The sequence below is a fragment of the Gordonia spumicola genome, assembly GCF_009932475.1.
In the GTDB taxonomy this organism is placed as follows: Bacteria; Actinomycetota; Actinomycetes; order Mycobacteriales; family Mycobacteriaceae; genus Gordonia; species Gordonia spumicola.
In genome coordinates this window covers 1,010,711-1,028,488 of record NZ_BJOV01000005.1, presented here as the reverse complement: position 1 = coordinate 1,028,488, position 17,778 = coordinate 1,010,711, and the positions used below count along the sequence as shown (strand labels likewise).

The 17,778-nt window shown below is 68.2% G+C and carries 18 protein-coding genes; 6 read left to right on the top strand and 12 right to left on the bottom strand.

Annotation, left to right across the window (positions count from 1 at the left end; all coding sequences use genetic code 11):
• Positions 1 to 34: 34 nt before the first annotated feature.
• The 4 genes from GYB83_RS16090 (at position 35) to GYB83_RS16075 (ending at position 3,858) form a co-directional block, all read left to right on the top strand.
• On the top strand, positions 35 to 1,399 hold the full coding sequence (locus tag GYB83_RS16090; protein WP_161896422.1) for a flavin-containing monooxygenase: 1,365 nt from the start codon (positions 35 to 37) through the stop codon (positions 1,397 to 1,399).
• On the top strand, positions 1,396 to 2,286 hold the full coding sequence (locus GYB83_RS16085) for an alpha/beta hydrolase (protein ID WP_161896421.1): 891 nt from the start codon (positions 1,396 to 1,398) through the stop codon (positions 2,284 to 2,286). The genes GYB83_RS16090 and GYB83_RS16085 overlap by 4 nt, the downstream gene beginning before the upstream one ends.
• Before the next feature lie 91 nt (positions 2,287 to 2,377).
• Positions 2,378 to 2,977 (top strand): class F sortase, encoded by a 600-nt coding sequence (locus tag GYB83_RS16080; RefSeq protein WP_161896420.1) that lies wholly within the window; start codon positions 2,378 to 2,380, stop codon positions 2,975 to 2,977.
• A 29-nt stretch (positions 2,978 to 3,006) separates the two neighbouring features.
• Positions 3,007 to 3,858 (top strand): MSCRAMM family protein, encoded by an 852-nt coding sequence (locus GYB83_RS16075; protein ID WP_161896419.1) that lies wholly within the window; start codon positions 3,007 to 3,009, stop codon positions 3,856 to 3,858.
• Here the strand turns inward: GYB83_RS16075 and GYB83_RS16070 are convergent, their stop codons facing one another.
• On the bottom strand, positions 3,859 to 5,487 hold the full coding sequence (locus GYB83_RS16070) for an ABC-F family ATP-binding cassette domain-containing protein (protein WP_161896418.1): 1,629 nt from the start codon (positions 5,485 to 5,487) through the stop codon (positions 3,859 to 3,861).
• Between the two features lie 58 nt (positions 5,488 to 5,545).
• A complete protein-coding gene (locus GYB83_RS16065; RefSeq protein ID WP_161896417.1) occupies positions 5,546 to 6,688 on the bottom strand; it encodes a DUF7373 family lipoprotein in 1,143 nt (380 codons plus the stop codon).
• Between the two features lie 84 nt (positions 6,689 to 6,772).
• On the opposite strand from GYB83_RS16065, the gene GYB83_RS16060 reads away from it, so the two are divergent.
• Both GYB83_RS16060 and GYB83_RS16055 read left to right on the top strand, forming a co-directional pair.
• Positions 6,773 to 7,555, top strand: coding sequence for an SDR family oxidoreductase (locus GYB83_RS16060; RefSeq protein WP_161896416.1), 783 nt, complete (start codon positions 6,773 to 6,775; stop codon positions 7,553 to 7,555).
• Positions 7,552 to 8,652, top strand: a complete 1,101-nt coding sequence (locus GYB83_RS16055) for a lycopene cyclase family protein (RefSeq protein ID WP_161896415.1) — start codon at positions 7,552 to 7,554, stop codon at positions 8,650 to 8,652. The genes GYB83_RS16060 and GYB83_RS16055 overlap by 4 nt, the downstream gene beginning before the upstream one ends.
• Before the next feature lie 2 nt (positions 8,653 to 8,654).
• Here the strand turns inward: GYB83_RS16055 and GYB83_RS16050 are convergent, their stop codons facing one another.
• From GYB83_RS16050 to GYB83_RS16005, 10 genes are all read right to left on the bottom strand, one after another.
• Positions 8,655 to 9,803 carry a DUF7373 family lipoprotein gene (locus tag GYB83_RS16050; protein ID WP_161896414.1) on the bottom strand — a complete coding sequence of 383 codons (1,149 nt, stop codon included), beginning with the start codon at positions 9,801 to 9,803 and terminating at the stop codon, positions 8,655 to 8,657.
• Positions 9,804 to 9,941: 138 nt separating this feature from the next.
• Positions 9,942 to 10,301 (bottom strand): thioredoxin, encoded by a 360-nt coding sequence (trxA, locus tag GYB83_RS16045; RefSeq protein WP_161896413.1) that lies wholly within the window; start codon positions 10,299 to 10,301, stop codon positions 9,942 to 9,944.
• Between the two features lie 105 nt (positions 10,302 to 10,406).
• Positions 10,407 to 11,195 (bottom strand): histidine phosphatase family protein, encoded by a 789-nt coding sequence (locus GYB83_RS16040; RefSeq protein WP_161896412.1) that lies wholly within the window; start codon positions 11,193 to 11,195, stop codon positions 10,407 to 10,409.
• 222 nt (positions 11,196 to 11,417) lie between these two features.
• A complete protein-coding gene (locus GYB83_RS16035; RefSeq protein WP_161896411.1) occupies positions 11,418 to 11,756 on the bottom strand; it encodes a metal-sulfur cluster assembly factor in 339 nt (112 codons plus the stop codon).
• A 2-nt stretch (positions 11,757 to 11,758) separates the two neighbouring features.
• On the bottom strand, positions 11,759 to 12,208 hold the full coding sequence (gene sufU / locus GYB83_RS16030) for a Fe-S cluster assembly sulfur transfer protein SufU (RefSeq protein WP_161896410.1): 450 nt from the start codon (positions 12,206 to 12,208) through the stop codon (positions 11,759 to 11,761).
• A 2-nt stretch (positions 12,209 to 12,210) separates the two neighbouring features.
• Complete coding sequence (locus GYB83_RS16025; protein ID WP_161896409.1) at positions 12,211 to 13,476, bottom strand: cysteine desulfurase; 1,266 nt, start codon at positions 13,474 to 13,476, stop codon at positions 12,211 to 12,213.
• Between the two features lie 4 nt (positions 13,477 to 13,480).
• Positions 13,481 to 14,251 carry a Fe-S cluster assembly ATPase SufC gene (gene sufC / locus GYB83_RS16020; RefSeq protein ID WP_161896408.1) on the bottom strand — a complete coding sequence of 257 codons (771 nt, stop codon included), beginning with the start codon at positions 14,249 to 14,251 and terminating at the stop codon, positions 13,481 to 13,483.
• 36 nt (positions 14,252 to 14,287) lie between these two features.
• Entirely contained in the window at positions 14,288 to 15,475 is a 1,188-nt protein-coding gene (gene sufD / locus GYB83_RS16015) for a Fe-S cluster assembly protein SufD (protein ID WP_161896407.1), read from the bottom strand.
• Positions 15,475 to 16,914, bottom strand: coding sequence for a Fe-S cluster assembly protein SufB (sufB, locus tag GYB83_RS16010; RefSeq protein WP_161896406.1), 1,440 nt, complete (start codon positions 16,912 to 16,914; stop codon positions 15,475 to 15,477). Before sufB ends, sufD begins: the two co-directional genes overlap by 1 nt.
• A complete protein-coding gene (locus GYB83_RS16005; RefSeq protein ID WP_161896405.1) occupies positions 16,911 to 17,663 on the bottom strand; it encodes a helix-turn-helix transcriptional regulator in 753 nt (250 codons plus the stop codon). The genes sufB and GYB83_RS16005 overlap by 4 nt, the downstream gene beginning before the upstream one ends.
• Positions 17,664 to 17,778: the final 115 nt, after the last annotated feature.

The following is a 17,778-nucleotide window of genomic DNA, read 5'->3' as shown; positions in this document are numbered from 1 at the left end:
GACACTTTTGGAATTGTGTGTACCGTCGTCGACTATGACGAACCCCACGACGGCGGTGATCGGCGCCGGAATCAGCGGACTGACGTCGTCCAAGATGCTGACCGACTACGGCGTGCCGCACACCGTGTTCGAGACGTCCGACCGCATCGGCGGCAACTGGGCCTTCGGGAACCCGAACGGGCACTCCAGCGCATACCGCTCGCTGCACATCGACACGTCCAAGCACCAGCTGTCGTTCCGGGACTTCCCGATGCCCGACTCGTACCCCGACTTCCCGCACCACACGCAGATCAAGAAGTACCTCGACGACTACGCGACGGCGTTCGGCCTGCTCGACGGCATCGAGTTCGAGAACGGAGTCGAACACGCGAGACGCCTCCCCGGCGGCGGATGGGAGCTGACCACCCAACGCGGTGAGCGGCGGCGATACGATCTGCTCGTCGTCGCCAACGGACATCATTGGGATCCCCGCTGGCCCGACTTCCCCGGGACGTTCGACGGCATCGAGATGCATGCGCACCACTACATCGATCCGCAGACCCCGCACGACTTCGCCGGAAAGCGGATCGTCGTCGTCGGTCTCGGCAACAGCGCGGCAGACATCGCCGTCGAGCTCTCGTCGAAGGCCCTCGACACCGAGCTGTACCTGTCGACGAGGTCGGGCGCGTGGATCGTGCCGAAGTACGTGGCCGGGCAGCCCGCCGACAAGTTCTACAAGACCAACCCGTACATCCCCACGTCCTGGCAGCGGAAGATCGCCCAGATGGGCCAACCGTTGATGTCGGGCCGACCGGAGAACCTCGGCCTGCCCACGCCGAACCACAAGTTCTTCGAGGCGCATCCCACACAGTCCGTCGAGCTGCCGCTGCGCCTCGGGTCCGGTGACGTGATCCCGAAACCGAACATCGACAGCCTCGACGGCCGCACGGTGCGCTTCACCGACGGGACCAGCGTCGACGACGTCGACGTCCTCGTCTACGCGACCGGCTACAACATCACCTTCCCGTTCTTCGACCCCGACTTCATCAGCGCGCCGGACAACCGGATCGACCTGTACAAGCGGATGCTGCACCCCGGCATCGACGATCTCCTGTTCGCCGGATTCGCGCAGGCGACGCCGACGCTGTTCCCGTTCGTCGAGGCACAGGCGCGGCTCGTCGGGGCGTACGCCGTCGGACGGTATCGCCCGCCGTCGCCCGGCGAGATGCGGCGCGTCATCGAGGAGGACACCCGCAAGTACACCGGCCACATGCTCGACCGGCCGCGCCACACCCAACAACTGGACTACTTCCTGTACGAGCACGACATGCGCGTCAAGGAGTTGCCCGCGGGCGCCCGGCGCGTCGCGGCCGAGGGTCCCGTCACCTGGGCGGGCGTCTCGGAAGGAGTCGCGTCGTGAGCGAGCCCGTGCAGGTCTGGTTCGACTCGTCCGGGACCCGGTGCTCGGGCCGGTTCTTCCCCGTCGACGGCGACACCGCCGAACCGGTGATCGTGATGGCTCACGGGCTCGGCGGCACCGTCGACTCGGGTCTTGAGCCCTTCGCAACGCGGTTCGCCGAGAACGGCTATCCCGTGTTCGCATTCGACTACCGGGGGTTCGGCGAGTCGGAGGGAAGGCCGCGACAGAAGGTGTCGCTGACCGGTCAGGTCGACGACTACCGCGCCGCCTGCCGGGCGGTGGCCGAGTTGCCCGGCGTGGACGCGTCCCGCATCGTGTTGTGGGGTGTCTCGCTCGCGGGCGGACACGTGCTGCAGGCCGCCGTCGGACGGGACGACATCGCCGCGGTCGTCTCGCTCGTCCCGATGGTCAGCGGCATGGCCGCGGCCAGACACGCCCTGCCCGCGCACTCGGCGTCCACGCTGGCGCGTTCGACGGCGACCGGTGTGGTCAGCAGCGTCCGACAGCGGTTCGGCGGTCGACCGGCGACGATCCCGCTGGTCGGGCCTCCCGGCTCCCTCGCCACCCTCACCGTCGACGGGTACCAGGGCGCGTACGAGCAGATCGCGGGGCCGAGCTGGCGGAACGAGGTCGACGCGTCGATCGGGTCGGAGCTCGGTCGATACCGGGCGCACAAGGCTGCGCGCGAGGTCACGGCCCCGTTGTTGGTGCAGATCGCCGACTTCGACCAGGCCGCTCCCCCGCACGCCGCCGCGAAGGCCGCGTTCGCCGGGCGCGCGCAGGTCCGTCACTATCCGTGCGATCACTTCGACGTCTTCGCCGGGCGCGACTGGTTCGAACCGGCGGTGACCCACCAACTCGACTTCCTCGCCGCCACCCTCCACTGAGGGTCCATCATTCGGATGAATGACCGGCGGTCCACGGGACCGTAACCAGCCGTCTCCCGAGCGCGACATACCCCGTGACAGAGGAGGGGCGATGATCGCGTTCCGAACCGCCGCACTGGCCGCCGTCGCCGCGGCGTCGCTGCTGGTGGCGGGCTGCGCCGAACAATCCGCGACGACCGAGCCGACCCAGGCGCAGCAGAGCCTGCACGCGCCGATCCGCGCCGCGTCGAACGAACCCTCGGCACCGGTCGCCGTCATGATCGACGGTCAGAGCGCGCCGACCGACGCCGTCGCCACCGACGCCGAGGGCACCCTCCTCCCGCCCACCGACGTCTCGCGACTCGGCTGGTGGGTCGACTCGTCACTGCCTGGTTCCGGGGCCGGGACTGTCGTCGTGGTCGGGCACGTCGACGACGCCGACCAGGGCGTCGGGTACGCCGCGAGGTTCGCTCACCTCCCAGCCGGCGACACCGTCGACGTGCGGACGGCGAACGGTCGGCGGGTGGAGTACCGCGTCACGCGCGTCGTCGACGCGCAGAAGGACGGAACGGGCGCCGACGCAGTCCCGTTCGACGAACTGAACCGACAGACCGGGCCGGAGACGTTGGCCCTGGTCACCTGTGGTGGTCCCTTCATCGGCCCACCTCTCGGCTACCGCGACAACATCATCGTGTTCGCAACGCCGATCTGAGACGTCGGGGATGACGATAGGAGCGCACCATGACCAGAATCTTCGGCCGGATACTCGCGGCGATCGGAGCCCTGTTGGGCTGTGTCGTCCTCGCGGCGGCGGTCGCCGTCGGGCCGTCCACCGCCGACACCTCCTCGCCCCCGGCGAGCGACCCGGCATCCACATCGACCGCACCCGCATCGTCGACGATCGAGGCCCCGCCCGCCAAGACGACGACCATCACCTCGACTGAATCGACGTCCGAGTCGCCGCCCCTCAGCACGACCGGAACGATCGAGGTCACAACCCGCCTCACCGGTACGACCGACGAGGTCCCCGGCGCGGGCGTGTCGGTGATGGACGCGAAGGGCGGCCAGCACGAGTTCACGACACCCCTCACCACCGAGCTGCCCGCCGGACAGGTCTCGGTCACCGCGGTCGCCGCGCCCCGCGGCTACCATTTCGTGGGTCACACGTACGCCACCGGCGTCGTCAACGCAGGCTCGGTGACCGCGTTCGCTTTCGCCGTCGCGAAGGATCTCACGCCGCCGGCCGCCCAGGGCGCGGTGAAGGTCGTCGTCCGTGACCGAGCGACCGGGGCGCCGCTGCCGGGCACGACCGTCCAGATCATCCGCTGCGACGGACGGGTCCCGATCGAAGCCCAGATCACGGGTCCCGACGGATCGTTCACGCGACTGTTCGACGCACCGACGACGTTCTGCGTGATGGAGGTGGGACCACCCGCGGGCTATGAGCTCACCGGCACCGTCTACCAGGTCGATCTGACTCCGGGAGACACCGTCGTCGTCACCATCTACAACGACCCGATTCATTACACCAAGCACCGCGACCCGCAGGGGCGCATTCCGATCCGGTCGATCCCGACCGGCCGGACGGCGTGATCAGGCCAGCTCGATGAGTTCCTGATACTCGTCGGACCAGTGGTCCTCGGTTCCGTCGGGCAGCAGGATCACGCGCTGCGGCTCGAGGGCTTCGGCCGCACCGGGGTCGTGCGTCACCAGGACGACGGCCCCGGTGTAACTGCGGAGCGCTTCGAGCACCTGTTCGCGCGAGATCGGGTCCAGGTTGTTGGTCGGCTCGTCGAGCAGCAGCACATTGGCGGCCGACGACACCAGCCCGGCCAACGCGAGACGGGTCTTCTCGCCGCCGGACAGGGTGCCCGCGGGCTGTTCCAGCTGCGGACCGGTGAACATGAACGCGCCGAGCAGCCCGCGGAGGTCCTGCTCCCCCGCGTCGGGTGCGGCGTGTCGGATGTTCTCCCAAACGGTCGCGGCGTCGTCGAGGGTGTCGTGCTCCTGGGCGAAGTAGCCGATCTTGAGTCCGCGTCCGGGTTCGAGTTGTCCGAGGTCGGGCTTCTCGACCCCCGCGAGGAGTTTGAGCAGCGTCGTCTTTCCGGCGCCGTTGAGGCCGAGGATCACGACGCGGCTGCCCTTGTCGATCGCGAGGTCGACGCCGGTGAAGATCTCGAGCGAGCCGTACATCTTGGTGAGGCTCGACGCCATGAGCGGAGTCTTGCCGCACGGCGCCGGTTCGGGGAACCGGATGTGCGCGGTCTTGTCGGCGACACGCACCTCGTCGAGTTCGTCCATCATGCGTTCGGCGCGCTTGAGCATCTGCTGCGCGGCGGTGGCCTTGGTGGCCTTGGCTCCGAGCTTGGCCGCCTGCACGCGCAGGGTCGACGCCTTCTTCTCGGCGTTGGCGCGTTCGCGCTTGCGCCGCTGCTCATCGGTGGCGCGGGCGTCGAGATACCGCTTCCAGCCCATGTTGTACACGTCGGCCTCACCGCGGACGGCGTCGAGGAACCACACGCGGTTCACGACGTCGGCGAGTAGGTCGACGTCGTGGCTGATCACGACGAGACCGCCCTCGTGGTTCTGCAGGAACGTCCGCAGCCAGGCGATGGAGTCGGCGTCGAGGTGGTTGGTCGGCTCGTCGAGCAGCAGCGTCGTATCCGACTTGCCCGAGCCGTCGGACGCGGCGAACAGGATGCGGGCCAGTTCGATGCGTCGGCGTTGACCGCCGGACAGGGTGCGCAGGGGCTGGGCGAGCACCCGGTCGGGCAGACCGAGACTGCTGCAGATCCGCGCGGCGTCGCTCTCGGCCTCGTAGCCGCCGAGCGCGGAGAACCGCTCCTCAAGCCGCGCGTACTTGTCGATGGCCCGGTCGCGGATCTTGTCGTCCGCGGCCTCCTCCATGAGGGTCTGCTGCTTGGACATGGACGCGAGGATCTCGTCGAGTCCGCGAGCGGACAGGACACGATCCTTCGCGAGGACGTCGAGGTCGCCCTCCTTGGGGTCCTGTGGAAGGTAACCGATGGGGCCGGACGTTCGGATGGATCCGGCGTACGGCTGGGTCTCGCCCGCGAGGATGCGCAGGGACGTGGTCTTTCCGGCGCCGTTGCGGCCGACGAGTCCGATGCGGTCACCCGGCTGAATGCGCAGGTGGTCTCCGGGCGCCGACAGGAGGGTCCTCGCGCCCGCTCGAACTTCCAGGTCAGTCGCGGTGATCACGAGGATCCATCGTACGGATCGCGGTCGCCGGAGAGCCAATCCGCGGCGGTCGGGTCGCTCACATCTTCGAGAGGAAGGTGTACTGAGCCGACACTTTCTGCTGCGCCTCGACAAGCGTGGCGCCCATCGCCGTCCCTACGTGCTTGCCGACCGCCACGGAGCACGAGAACCTGTCCGAGTTCTCGGCGCAGGCCGCGGACGGCAGATCTCGAGGACTCGGCTCCTTTCGGCCGATCCCGCTGGTGAACTCGGCGATCAGCGAGTCCCGCAGGCCGCGCGCCTGCGATTCTCCGGCCGTGAGGTACGCCCACGTGTCGCCGATCGCGACCGCCGTCACGCCCGCCTTCCGCAGCATGGCGAACGCTCCCGGCCCGTCGTCGAAGAGCACCGCGGCGCCCCGCTGCCCGAGGACGCTGTGTTGGAGCGGGTCACCGTCCTCCTCCGGTGCGACGTTGCCGCGCATGAGCCCCGTGGGGTCCGGGTTCCGATCGGTGCTCTCCGGCGGTATCGCGTCGACGAGCGGCTTCTGCTTCTCGTACCCGGCCAGCACGGCCCGCTCGGTCCATGCGCGGTCCTTCGCCTTGTCGGACTGGGCCCAGGTGTGGATCAGGTACGGCCCGACCGCGCTGAGCCCGATGGTGGTCTCCGCTCCGTACGTGCTCGTCTGGTGCACCGCGCGGCTGTCCGCGGGAAGCCCGGCGATGCGCGTGAGTTCGGCCACCCGTGTGTATTCGTCCTTGCGCAACAGCGGCACGACGAACTGGGTGACGGCGTCGCGGGCCGCGGCGTCGTCGGTGAACTTCACGAGCGAGTAGTTCACCGAGGTGTCGCCGTCCTCCGTGCCCGCCGAGACCGTGAAGCCGTACTCGAACGACTTCGCGGCCGGCGTGTCGGCCGCACCGACGGCGACCGTCGCCAGGTTCTCCGCCCGCGCGAGCGGCTGGGTCGGGAGTTTCAGTTCGGCGAGCACCGGATCGATGTCGCGCGCGAACACCAGGTGATCGGCGAGGCGCACACCACGCACCTGCGCCCAGTCGACCTCGGTCGTCGCCTGCGTCAGTGCGGAGGACTGTCGAGACAGGTACGGGCCGGTGTCCAGGTCGACGGGGCCGCGAACCGGAGATCCGTCGACGGAGCAGCCGGCGACGAGCGCAACGGCACAGAGGACGAATGCGGCGGAGCGGCGGCGTGAATGTCGCATGCGCCCGATCCTAAACGTCGCCCACCCCCGACTCGCGCTCAGCCATTCGAACGGACGACCGGCTCGGTGACATAGCGTGACGTCATGACTTCTTCGAGCGTGACCTCCTCCACCGACCTCACCGGACGCAGTGCACTCGTCACGGGCGGCAGCCGCGGCATCGGCCTGGCCGTCGCAACCGAACTCGCCGCCCGAGGTTCGGCCGTCGTCATCACCGGACGCAAGGCCGACGCTCTCGCCGAATCCGCCGACGCGATCCGCGCGGCCGTCCCCGGAGCAGCCGTCGCGGTGGTCGCGGGCAACACCGGCGATCCCGCGCATCGGGCCGACGCCGTCGCCGCGGCCGTCGCACACGGCGGAATCGACATCCTCGTCAACAACACGGGCATCAATCCCGTCTTCGGCGATCTCATGCAGGCCGATCTGGACGGGTTCCGCAAGCTCCTGGACACCAACGTCGTCGCGGCCCTCGGCTACATCCAGGAGGCGCACAAGGCGGGGATGGCGGCGAGCGGCGGAGCCGTCGTCAACATCGCGTCGGTGGCCGGCCTCCGGTCGACGGGCGTGATCGCCGCGTACGGCGCGTCGAAGGCCGCGTTGATCCGCCTCACCGAAGAACTCGCGTGGCAGCTCGGACCGTCGATCCGCGTCAATGCGATCGCGCCCGGCATCGTGAAGACGAGGTTCGCGGCCGCCCTCGTCGCGGGCGGCGAGGATGCGGCGGCCGCGCCCTACCCCATGAAACGACTCGGCACTCCCGAGGACATCGCGCAGGCAGTCGCCTTCCTGGTCGGCGACGGCGCGGCGTGGATCACCGGCGAGACCCTCCGCGTCGACGGCGGACTGCTCGCCACCGGCGGCATGTGACCGCCGACGGTTTCGACCTCGCGGTGGTCGGAGCAGGTCCGGCGGGCCGAGCGCTGGCCCACCGCGCCTGCGCGGCAGGCCTCCGTGTCGCCGTGATCGATCCCGCCCCGGATCGTCGGTGGACCGCGACGTACGGGATGTATGCCGACGACTTCCCCGAATGGCTCGATCCCGGCGTCGCCGCGTCGACGTCGTCGACGATCACGGTCTTCACTCCGGACGAACACGTCGTCGAACGCGGATACGCCGTCCTGGACACGACCCGGCTGCAGGCCGCGTTGACGCTGACCGCGTCGACGATCGTCGCGGCTCGGGCGACCTCCGTCACCACCGACCTCGTGACCTGCGCCGACGGAACGGTCATCCGCGCGCGGCACGTCGTCGACGCTCGCGGAGCGGTCACCGGCGACCACGCCGACCGACCTCGACAGACCGCCGCGGGCGCCGTCGTCGACTCGGCCGACACGTCGGTGGTGCTGATGGACTGGCGGCGGGTCGGCGATGGAGAGCCGTCGTTCGGCTACCGGATCCCGCTCGGCGGGGGTCGGCGACTGATCGAGGAGACGTGCCTGGCGGGGCGTCCTCCGATTCCGGTCGACGAACTCGCCGCCCGCAACGTGTCGCGTGGCGCACCGGATCGCGTCGACGAACGCGTCGACTTCCCGTTGCGCACCGGATCACGGCCGTGGCGGCGGCGCGGCGACGAGCCGCTCCGGTTCGGCGCCGCCGGCGGCCTGATGAACCCGGCGACAGGCTACAGCGTCGCGCAGTCGTTGAACGCCGTCGACGTGGTCGTCGACGCGATCGCCTCGGGCCTGGACCCGACCACCGCATTGTGGACGCGGCGGGCGAAGGTCGCGTACCGACTGCGGTTGATCGGACTCGACGCACTGCTCGGTCTCACCGGCGACCACCTGCCGACCTTCTTCGACGCGTTCTTCGGCCTCGACGTCGCGACCGCGCGTCGATACCTGTCGACCCGAGACGACGCCGTCGGTGTGGCCGCGGCGATGTGGTCGGTGTTCGTCCGACTCCCCCCGCGGTGCAAGCTTGCGGTCGCCGCGCGGTCGGTCGGCTCGATCGTCGGGAGGTCGTGAGGTCAGAGCGTCTTGAGGAACGTGTAGGCGGCGGAGATCTGCTGCTGGGCGTCGACCAGAGTGGTGCTGTAGGCCTCGCCGACGTACGAACCGACGACGACGAAGCACCCGGCTCTGTCGTCCTTCTGGACGCACGTGGCCGTCGACAGGTCTCGCGGGCTCGCCGCATTGCGTGACGTGTCGTCGCCGAAGTCCTTGATCAGGTACTTGCGCCAGCCCTCGGCCTGCGCGGCGCTGCCCGCCCGGTACGCCTGGGTCTGGTTGATCGCGGCGACGGTGATCCCCGCCTTCTGCAGCTCGCCGAACGCTTCGGGGCCGTTCGAGTACAGCAGGGCCGCGCCGCGCTGGCCCCACACCGTCTCCGATGTCGGATCCCGATCGTCCGCCCCCACCTTCACCGTGCCTCGGATCAGGCCCGTCGGATCGGGGTTGCGGCTCGGGTCGTCGGGGCCGATCGCGTCCAGCAGCGCCTTCTGCTTCTGGTATGCCGTCACGACCGCGCGCTTCGCCCACGACTCGTCCTTCGAGTCGGCCCAGGTGTAGATGAGGTACGAACCGCTTCGGGCGACCGCCATGTACTTGTGGCTGCCGTCCGTCGAGCCGACGCGGTGGACGACGATCGCGTCGGCGGGCATCCCGTCGACGGACACCTTTCCACCGCCGGGCTTGTACCAGTCTTTGGGCTTCGACGTCAGGCCGCCCCACTCGGTGAGCGCTGCGCCCGCGGCCCGATCATCGGTGAATCTCATCACCATGTGATTGATGCCGAAGTCGTTCGGTTTGTCGCCTGCCGACACCGAGAACCCGTACTGGTAGTCCTTCATCGACGGCAACGTGTCGGCGTCCGGCATGGACAGCGTCAGGTTCTTCGGAACCGGCATCGGCATCGTCGGCATCTTCAGCGACACGAGCCCAGGGTCGACGTCGACGGGGAACACCATGTGATCCGCCAGTCGGACCGCGCGGAGCTTGGCCCACGCCGACTCGGTCGTCGCGTCCGGCAGGGTCTGCCCCTGCATCGAACCGTACTTTCCGAGATCGAGGTCGACCGGGCCGCGAGTCGGCTTCCCGTCCACCGTGCAACCGACGAGCACACTGACCGCCGAGACGAGTACGACCGCCGCCGTGGCGACGCGAGTAGGCTTCCGCATGACGACGATGGTAGGCCGCATCGCTCATCCGAACGAATTACCGGGTTGTACAGGCGCTCCGGATTTCCGATAACCTACGTTCGCAGATGGTCGTCGGACGTTGCACGAGGGGTGTCCGACGACCAGAACTGCGACCTCTTACTGCGCCTGCCCGCTCTCGCGCAGCGCCTTCTCGACGTCGAGTTCCTTGAGCTGATCGATCAGCGACTCCAACGCCTGCGGCGGAAGGGCTCCGGCCTCGTTGAACACGAGATGACCGTCCTTGAAAGCCATGATCGTCGGGATCGAACGAATGCTCGCGGCGGCCGCGAGCTGCTGCTGCGCCTCGGTGTCGACCTTGGCGAAGACGACGTCGTCGAACTTCTCCGACGCGGCCGCGAACGTCGGAGCGAACTGCTTGCACGGACCGCACCATTCGGCCCAGAAGTCGACGAGGACGATCTTGTTGTCGATGATGGTCTGCTCGAAGTCGGAGCCGGTCAGATCAATTGTTGCCATACGGGTATCTAACCTCAGATCGCCGCCGACTATTCCGCCCGCGACGCGAACGACGCGCGCACCTCGCCGGATCCCGGCAGTCGGGTGCGCGCGTCGCCGGAGGCGTCAGCAGGGTGCGAACGTCGTGGGGTCGAAGGTTCCCGAGCCCGTCGAGACGCAGTCGGGCACCGTCGGCAGTGTCGGCTTGCCGTCCCATTCGACGATCTTCCAGCCGGTCGTCGGGTTGCCCTTGAGCACGACTCGTCCGACGTTGCGCAGGTAGTCGGTCTGGATCTTCGCCGCGTAGTCACGACCGTTGGTCGCGGTCAGCATCGCCCAGATCATGATCGTGCCGCCGTGCGAGAAGATCACCGGATTCTTCTTGCCCTGCTTGACGACGGTGTCGATCGACGAGTCGACGCGCTGCTTGAACTCGGTGCCGCTCTCCGCGCCGGGGATGCGCGCGGTCAGGTCGCCGCGCAGCCACTTCATCGGAGCCACCATGTACCCGGTCTGCGCGTCGGCCTCCTTGGAGCCCTCGTAGTCGCCTGCCAGGATCTCGTGGACGCCGGGCAGGACGACGATCCGCTTGTGCAGCGTCCGGGCGAGCGGCGTGGCCGTCTGCTGGGTGCGCACCATCCGCGACGCGTACACGCCGTCGAATCCGCGGTCGGCGAGCAGTGCCGCGACCTGTCGCGCCTGGGTTCGGCCGAGTTCGGTCAGGTCCGGACCCGGCGTCTTCGTGTCGACGAGGCCGGACGCGTTGCCCGCGGACTCGGCGTGGCGGACCAACGTCAGAGTGATCTCGGCAGGCGCCGCGGGTTCGGCGTGGACGGGTGCCGCGAACCCGAACGACGCCGCCGCGACGAGGACCGCCGCGGCCAATCGGGTACGGAGAGTGTGAACGTGGTGCATCTGAATTTCCTCCAGTGTTCGGCGCCCGTTATGGCGCTCGTCACATGCTGACACCGGATCCGCCGAGCGAAAGTTCATGCCCGGTGAAACTCGTTCATGCGGCACAGATTTGACGCGTCGTGCGTATGATCCATGCCACAGACGACCGGAGGCGGGCCCGTAACCGCTGGTTACAGGCCCGCCTCGGGTGCGTCGTGATGCGCCGGGTTCGCGTGTCGAAGACTAGACGGTGAAGCCCAATGCGCGGAGCTGTTCGCGTCCGTCGTCGGTGATCTTGTCCGGGCCCCACGCGGGGATCCAGACCCAGTTGATCTCGACATCGGTGCACAGACCGCTCGTCACGAGCGCGTTGCGCGTCTGGTCCTCGATGACGTCGGTCAACGGGCAGGCGGGCGACGTGAGCGTCATGTCGAGCTTCACTGCGGCGTCGTCGTTGATCTCGAAGCCGTAGACCAGCCCCAGATCGACGACGTTGATGCCCAGTTCGGGGTCGACGACGTCGCGCATCGCCTCTTCGACGTCGTCCTCGCTCGGCAGCGAGGTCGCCACGGTATCGGTCATGGTCACCCTCCAGTCTGTGCGTCCACGGTCTGTGCGACCGCGTCCTTGAATGCCATCCACCCGAGCAGCGCGCATTTGACGCGCGCCGGGTACTTGCTCACGCCGGCGAAGGCGATGCCGTCGCCGATCAGGTCTTCGTCGCCGTCGTCCTGTCCGCGCGAGGCCATCATCGCGTTGAACGAGTCGAGCGCCGTCATCGCGTCGGCGACGCGCAGTCCCACGATCTGGTCGAACAGCACCGACGTCGACGCCTGCGAGATCGAGCAGCCCTGCCCGTCGTAGGAGACGTCGGCGATCTCGCCGTCGACGACGGACACGCGCAGCGTGATCTCGTCACCGCAGGTCGGGTTGACGTGATGGACTTCGGCGTCGAACGGGTCCCGCAGGCCGCGACCGTGCGGGTGCTTGTAGTGGTCCAGGATCACGTCCTGGTACATCTGCTCCATCCGCACGGCTATCGGCCCCCGAAGAAGCCCTGAGCCACACCGATGGCGTCGGCGAGCTTGTCGACCTCGTCGACTGTGTTGTACAGCGCGAACGATGCTCGTGCACTGGCGGCCACGCCGAACTTCCGATGCAGCGGCCACGCGCAGTGGTGGCCGACGCGGATCGCGACACCCTCGTCGTCGAGCACCTGCCCGAGGTCGTGCGCGTGGATTCCGTCGACGACGAACGACACCGCTCCCCCTCGACGATCCGCCTCCGTCGGACCGACTATCCGCAGTCCCTCGATCGCCGTGAGACGTTCGAGCGCACGGACGGTCAGCTCGTGTTCGTGCGCGGCTACCGCGTCCATCCCGATCTTCTCGAGATAGTCGACGGCCGCGCCGAGCCCGACGACCTGAGAGGTCATCGGAACGCCCGCCTCGAACCGCTGCGGCGGCAACGCGTACGTCGAGCCCTCCATCGTGACGGTCTCGATCATCGATCCGCCGGTGATGAACGGCGGCAGCTGCGCCAGCAGGGACGCACGACCGTACAGGACGCCGACACCCGACGGGCCGAGCATCTTGTGCCCGGAGAACGCCGCGAAGTCGACGCCGAGGGCGGCGAAGTCGACGGCCATGTGCGGAACCGACTGGCACGCGTCCAACACGACGAGTGCGTCGACGGCGCGCGCGCGGCGGACGACTTCGTCGACGTCGGCGACGGCTCCGGTCACGTTCGACTGGTGAGTGAACGCGACGATCTTCACTGTCTCGTCCAGGTCGAGCGAGTCCAGATCGATCTGGCCGTCGTCGGTGACGCCGTACCAGCGCAGCGTCGCGCCCGTCCGGCGGGCCAGTTCCTGCCAGGGAACGAGATTCGCGTGATGCTCCAGCTCGGTCACGACGATCGTGTCGCCCGCGCCGAGCGCCCGGCCGCCGAGCACGCTCGCCGCGCGTTCGTCGCCGAGCGTGTACGCGACGAGGTTGATCGACTCGGTCGCGTTCTTGGTGAACACGATCTCGTCGACTGCCGCGCCGACGAACCCGGCGATCGCGCCCCGCGCGTACTCGTACGCGTCGGTCGCCTCCTCCGCGAGCTGGTGGGCCCCGCGGTGGACGGCCGCGTTGCGGTTGATCAGGAAATCCCGCTCGGCGTCGAGCACCTGCAGCGGACGTTGCGACGTCGCACCGGAGTCGAGATAGACGAGCGGCTTGTCGTCGCGGACAGTCCGCCCGAGGATCGGGAAGTCGGCCCGGACGGCCGCGACGTCGAAACCCGTTGCGATCGTCATCGGATCACTTGGCGACCGCGGAGGTGAACCGCTCGTAGCCGTTCTCCTCCAGCTCGTCGGCGAGTTCCGGACCCGCCGACTCGACGACGCGGCCGTTGACGAACACGTGGACGAAGTCGGGCTTGATGTAGCGGAGGATGCGCGTGTAGTGCGTGATCAGCAGGATTCCGCCGTTCTCGCGCTCGGAGTACTTGTTGACGCCCTCGCTGACGATGCGGAGCGCGTCGACGTCCAGACCGGAGTCAGTCTCGTCGAGGATCGCGATCTTCGGCTTCAGCAGGCTCAGCTGCAGCACCTCGTGGCGCTTCTTCTCGCCGCCCGAGAATCCCTCGTTGACACTGCGTTCACCGAACGACGGGTCGATGTCGAGCTCGGTCATCGCCTCGCGGGCCTCCTTGACCCAGTGACGCAGCTTCGGAGCCTCGCCGCGGACCGCGGTCGCCGCCGAGCGGAGGAAGTTCGACATCGAGACGCCGGGCACCTCGACCGGGTACTGCATCGCCAGGAACAGGCCCGCGCGGGCGCGCTCGTCGACGCTCATCTCCAGCACGTCCTCCCCGTCGAGCGTGATGGTGCCCGAGGTGACGGTGTACTTGGGGTGGCCTGCGATCGCGTACGACAGCGTCGACTTGCCGGAGCCGTTCGGGCCCATGATCGCGTGTGTCTCACCGGAACGGACGGTCAGGTCGACACCCTTGAGGATGTGGATCGGCTCGGCGTCGGGGTCGGTGGGCGTCACGTCGACGTGCAGGTCGCGGATCTCGAGAGTCGTCATGTGAAGTGGAGTTCCTTCGTGTGTGAAGTGTGAATGTCAGGCGCCTGCGGTCTCGAGTTCGGCCTCGATGGCCGCCTCGAGTCGCTCACGGAGGTCGGGGACCGCGATCTTGGCGAGCACCTCGCCGAAGAAGCCGCGGATCACCAGGCGACGGGCCTGGTCCTCCGGAATGCCGCGTGCCTGCAGGTAGAAGAGCTGTTCGTCGTCGAACCGGCCGGTGGCGCTCGCATGGCCGGCGCCCACGATCTCGCCGGTCTCGATCTCCAGGTTCGGGACCGAGTCGGCGCGCGCGTTGTCGGTGAGGACGAGGTTGCGGTTCAGCTCGTAGGTGTCGGTGCCCTCCGCCGTCGGGCGGATCAGCACATCGCCGATCCAGACCGTGTGCGCCTCGCCGCGCTTGTCGCCGGAGGTGTCGCCCTGGAGGGCGCCCTTGTAGGTGACGTGCGAGCGGCAGTTCGGCGCCGAGTGGTCGACGAGGAGACGCTGCTCGAGGTGCTGTCCCGCGTCGGCGAAGTACAGGCCCCACAGTTCGGCGTCGCCGCCGGGCGCGCGGTACTGGACGTGCGGCGACAGCCGGACGAGGTCGCCGCCGAGACTGACCGCGAAGTGGCGGATCGCGGCGTCGCGTCCCACCGAGATATGGTGTGCGCTCACGTGGACGGCGTCGTCCGCCCAGTCGTGCACGTTGACGACCGTCAGGTGTGCGCTGTCGTCGACGACGAACTCGACGTTCTCGCCGATGGTGCCGCTGCCCCGCTGGTCGAGGACGATGACCGCCTTCGAGAACGACTCGGCGTGGATCTGGAGGTGCGTGTACGCGACCTGACCCTCACCCGGTCCGTCGAGGGTGACGAAGACGGGCTCGGCGACCTGGGCTTCCTTCTTCACGGTCAGCACGGTGGCCGAGGTGAAGGAGGAGTAGGCCTGGGCCGCGATGCGGTCGAACGGCGTGCCGCCCGTCCCCAGGCGGGCGTCGTCGCGGCCGACGGTCTCGACGGTCACACCGTCGAACAGTTCGGTCACCGCGTAGTCGACCGTCGCCGTGGCCGGGGCGCTGCCGTCGTGCAGTCCGCGCAGGCGACGGAACGGCGTGAACCGCCAGGCCTCTTCGCGCTGCGCGGGCACCTCGAACGCGTCGACGTCGAACGACGAGAACATCTCGCCCTTGTTGACGACGACGCTTCCGGCGCCCGCTCCGGGGGCTGTGGTCTCGAGGTCTGCCATCAGCCGACCGATCCTTCCATCTGCAGTTCGATGAGCCGGTTGAGCTCGAGTGCGTATTCCATCGGCAGTTCCTTGGCGATCGGCTCCACGAAGCCGCGCACGACCATCGCCATCGCCTCCTCCTCGGTGAGTCCACGACTCATCAGGTAGAAGAGCTGATCGTCGCTGACCTTGGAGACCGTCGCCTCGTGTCCCATCGTGACGTCGTCCTCGCGGATGTCGACGTAGGGGTACGTGTCGCTGCGGCTGATCTGATCGACGAGCAGCGCGTCGCACTGGACCGTCGACCGGCTGCCGTGCGCTCCGGGGTTGACCTTGATCAGACCGCGGTACGACGAGCGGCCGCCCCCGCGCGCCACCGACTTCGAGACGATGTTGCTCGAGGTGTACGGCGCGAGGTGCACCATCTTGGAGCCGGTGTCCTGGTGCTGGCCCTCACCCGCGAACGCGACCGAGAGCACCTCGCCCTTGGCGTGCTCGCCGGTCAGCCAGACGGCCGGGTACTTCATCGTGACCTTGGAGCCGATGTTGCCGTCAACCCATTCCATCGTCGCGCCCGCCTCGGCCTTGGCACGCTTGGTGACCAGGTTGTAGACGTTGTTCGACCAGTTCTGGATGGTCGTGTAGCGGCAACGACCGCCCTTCTTGACGACGATCTCGACGACCGCCGAATGCAGGGAGTCGGACTTGTAGATCGGCGCGGTGCAGCCCTCGACGTAGTGGACGTAGGCCTCCTCGTCGACGATGATCAGCGTCCGCTCGAACTGGCCCATGTTCTCGGTATTGATGCGGAAGTACGCCTGCAACGGGATGTCCACGTGCACGCCCGGCGGCACGTAGATGAACGATCCGCCCGACCAGACGGAGGTGTTCAGCGCGGAGAACTTGTTGTCGCCTGCGGGGATGACGCTGCCGAAGTACTCCTGGAAGATCTCCGGGTGCTCGCGCAGGCCGCTGTCGGTGTCGAGGAAGATGACGCCCTTCTCCTCCAGGTCCTCGCGGATCTGGTGGTAGACGACCTCCGACTCGTACTGTGCGGCGACGCCGGCCACGAGGCGCTGCTTCTCCGCCTCGGGGATGCCGAGCTTGTCGTACGTGTTCTTGATGTCCTCGGGGAGGTCTTCCCAGCTCTCGGCCTGCTTCTCCGTCGACCGCACGAAGTACTTGATGTTGTCGAAGTCGATTCCCGACAGGTCGCCGCCCCAGCTGGGCATCGGCTTCCTGTCGAAGATGCGCAGCGCCTTGAGACGCTGTTCGAGCATCCATTCGGGCTCGTTCTTCTTCGAGGAGATGTCGCGGACGACAGCCTCGGACAGACCGCGCTGAGCGGCGGCGCCTGCGTCGTCGCTGTCGGACCAGCCGTACCCGTAGCGGTCGAAGGAAGCGATCGTCTCTTCCTGCGTCAACTGCTGCGGGGCGGCGGGATCGGTGACCGTCATCGGGGGACCTTTCCATGGGGGTTGTCGGCGACGCCGGGCTGCGGCTCCGCCTTCTTGTCGTGCATGTCGGTGAGGCCGGAGACCGGCACGTGTGTGCTGCACACGCAGTCGCCGTTGGCGATCGTCGCCAGACGTTGGACGTGTGTGCCGAGCAACTCGGTGAACACCGCCGTCTCGGCTTCGCACAGTTCGGGGAACTCGGCCGCGACGTGCGCGACCGGGCAGTGGTGCTGGCACATCTGGACACCGTTGCCGACCTGCCGGATGTCGGCGGAGTAGCCCGCCCCGGTGAGCGCGTCGGCGATCTGCTCGACCGTGGCGATCACCGAACCCGTCTCGGTGACCGGTGCGACGTCGGCCACGATGCCCGTGACGCGTTCGCGGGCGAAGGCGTCGACGGCCTCCTGTCCGGCGATGTCGCGGAGCGAGCGGATGGCCGCGCCCGCGAGGTCGTCGTACGCGTGGCGCAGCTTTCCTCGACCGGTCGGCGTGATCTGGAACCACTTGGCCGGGCGGCCGCGGCCGCCCTTGTTGAATCCGGCGGGCGCGAGATCGACGTCGCCCGATTCGGTGAGGTTGTCGAGGTGGCGTCGAACGCCCGCCGGGCTGATGCCCAACCTGTCGGCGATGTCGCTCGCCGTCATCGGTCCCTCGTCGACCAGCAACGACACGACCGCGGCACGGGTCTGGCCGTCGGCGCCAGTCCCCTCCGCATGCTGCTGCGCGTGCAGCCGCTTCGAGTCGGTCATGCTTTTCACAACACAAGTGTGTCGTAATTGATTCCCCGGTACCAGCAAGGGTGACCTAATTCCCTAGACGGACCCCGGACGCTCACCGGCGTCGACCGTCATCGGGAGAGGATCA

What these genes read in the sequence shown, in the direction of transcription:
- trxA (WP_161896413.1), bottom strand. Translation starts at nt 10,301, where the DNA reads ATGGCAACAATTGATCTGACCGGCTCCGACTTCGAGCAGACCATCATC.
- GYB83_RS16005 (WP_161896405.1), bottom strand. Translation starts at nt 17,663, where the DNA reads ATGACCGACTCGAAGCGGCTGCACGCGCAGCAGCATGCGGAGGGGACT.
- GYB83_RS16065 (WP_161896417.1), bottom strand. Translation starts at nt 6,688, where the DNA reads ATGCGACATTCACGCCGCCGCTCCGCCGCATTCGTCCTCTGTGCCGTT.
- GYB83_RS16050 (WP_161896414.1), bottom strand. Translation starts at nt 9,803, where the DNA reads ATGCGGAAGCCTACTCGCGTCGCCACGGCGGCGGTCGTACTCGTCTCG.
- sufB (WP_161896406.1), bottom strand. Translation starts at nt 16,914, where the DNA reads ATGACGGTCACCGATCCCGCCGCCCCGCAGCAGTTGACGCAGGAAGAG.
- sufD (WP_161896407.1), bottom strand. Translation starts at nt 15,475, where the DNA reads ATGGCAGACCTCGAGACCACAGCCCCCGGAGCGGGCGCCGGAAGCGTC.
- GYB83_RS16075 (WP_161896419.1), top strand. Translation starts at nt 3,007, where the DNA reads ATGACCAGAATCTTCGGCCGGATACTCGCGGCGATCGGAGCCCTGTTG.
- GYB83_RS16080 (WP_161896420.1), top strand. Translation starts at nt 2,378, where the DNA reads ATGATCGCGTTCCGAACCGCCGCACTGGCCGCCGTCGCCGCGGCGTCG.
- GYB83_RS16060 (WP_161896416.1), top strand. Translation starts at nt 6,773, where the DNA reads ATGACTTCTTCGAGCGTGACCTCCTCCACCGACCTCACCGGACGCAGT.
- sufC (WP_161896408.1), bottom strand. Translation starts at nt 14,251, where the DNA reads ATGACGACTCTCGAGATCCGCGACCTGCACGTCGACGTGACGCCCACC.
- GYB83_RS16090 (WP_161896422.1), top strand. Translation starts at nt 35, where the DNA reads ATGACGAACCCCACGACGGCGGTGATCGGCGCCGGAATCAGCGGACTG.
- GYB83_RS16035 (WP_161896411.1), bottom strand. Translation starts at nt 11,756, where the DNA reads ATGACCGATACCGTGGCGACCTCGCTGCCGAGCGAGGACGACGTCGAA.
- GYB83_RS16025 (WP_161896409.1), bottom strand. Translation starts at nt 13,476, where the DNA reads ATGACGATCGCAACGGGTTTCGACGTCGCGGCCGTCCGGGCCGACTTC.
- GYB83_RS16040 (WP_161896412.1), bottom strand. Translation starts at nt 11,195, where the DNA reads ATGCACCACGTTCACACTCTCCGTACCCGATTGGCCGCGGCGGTCCTC.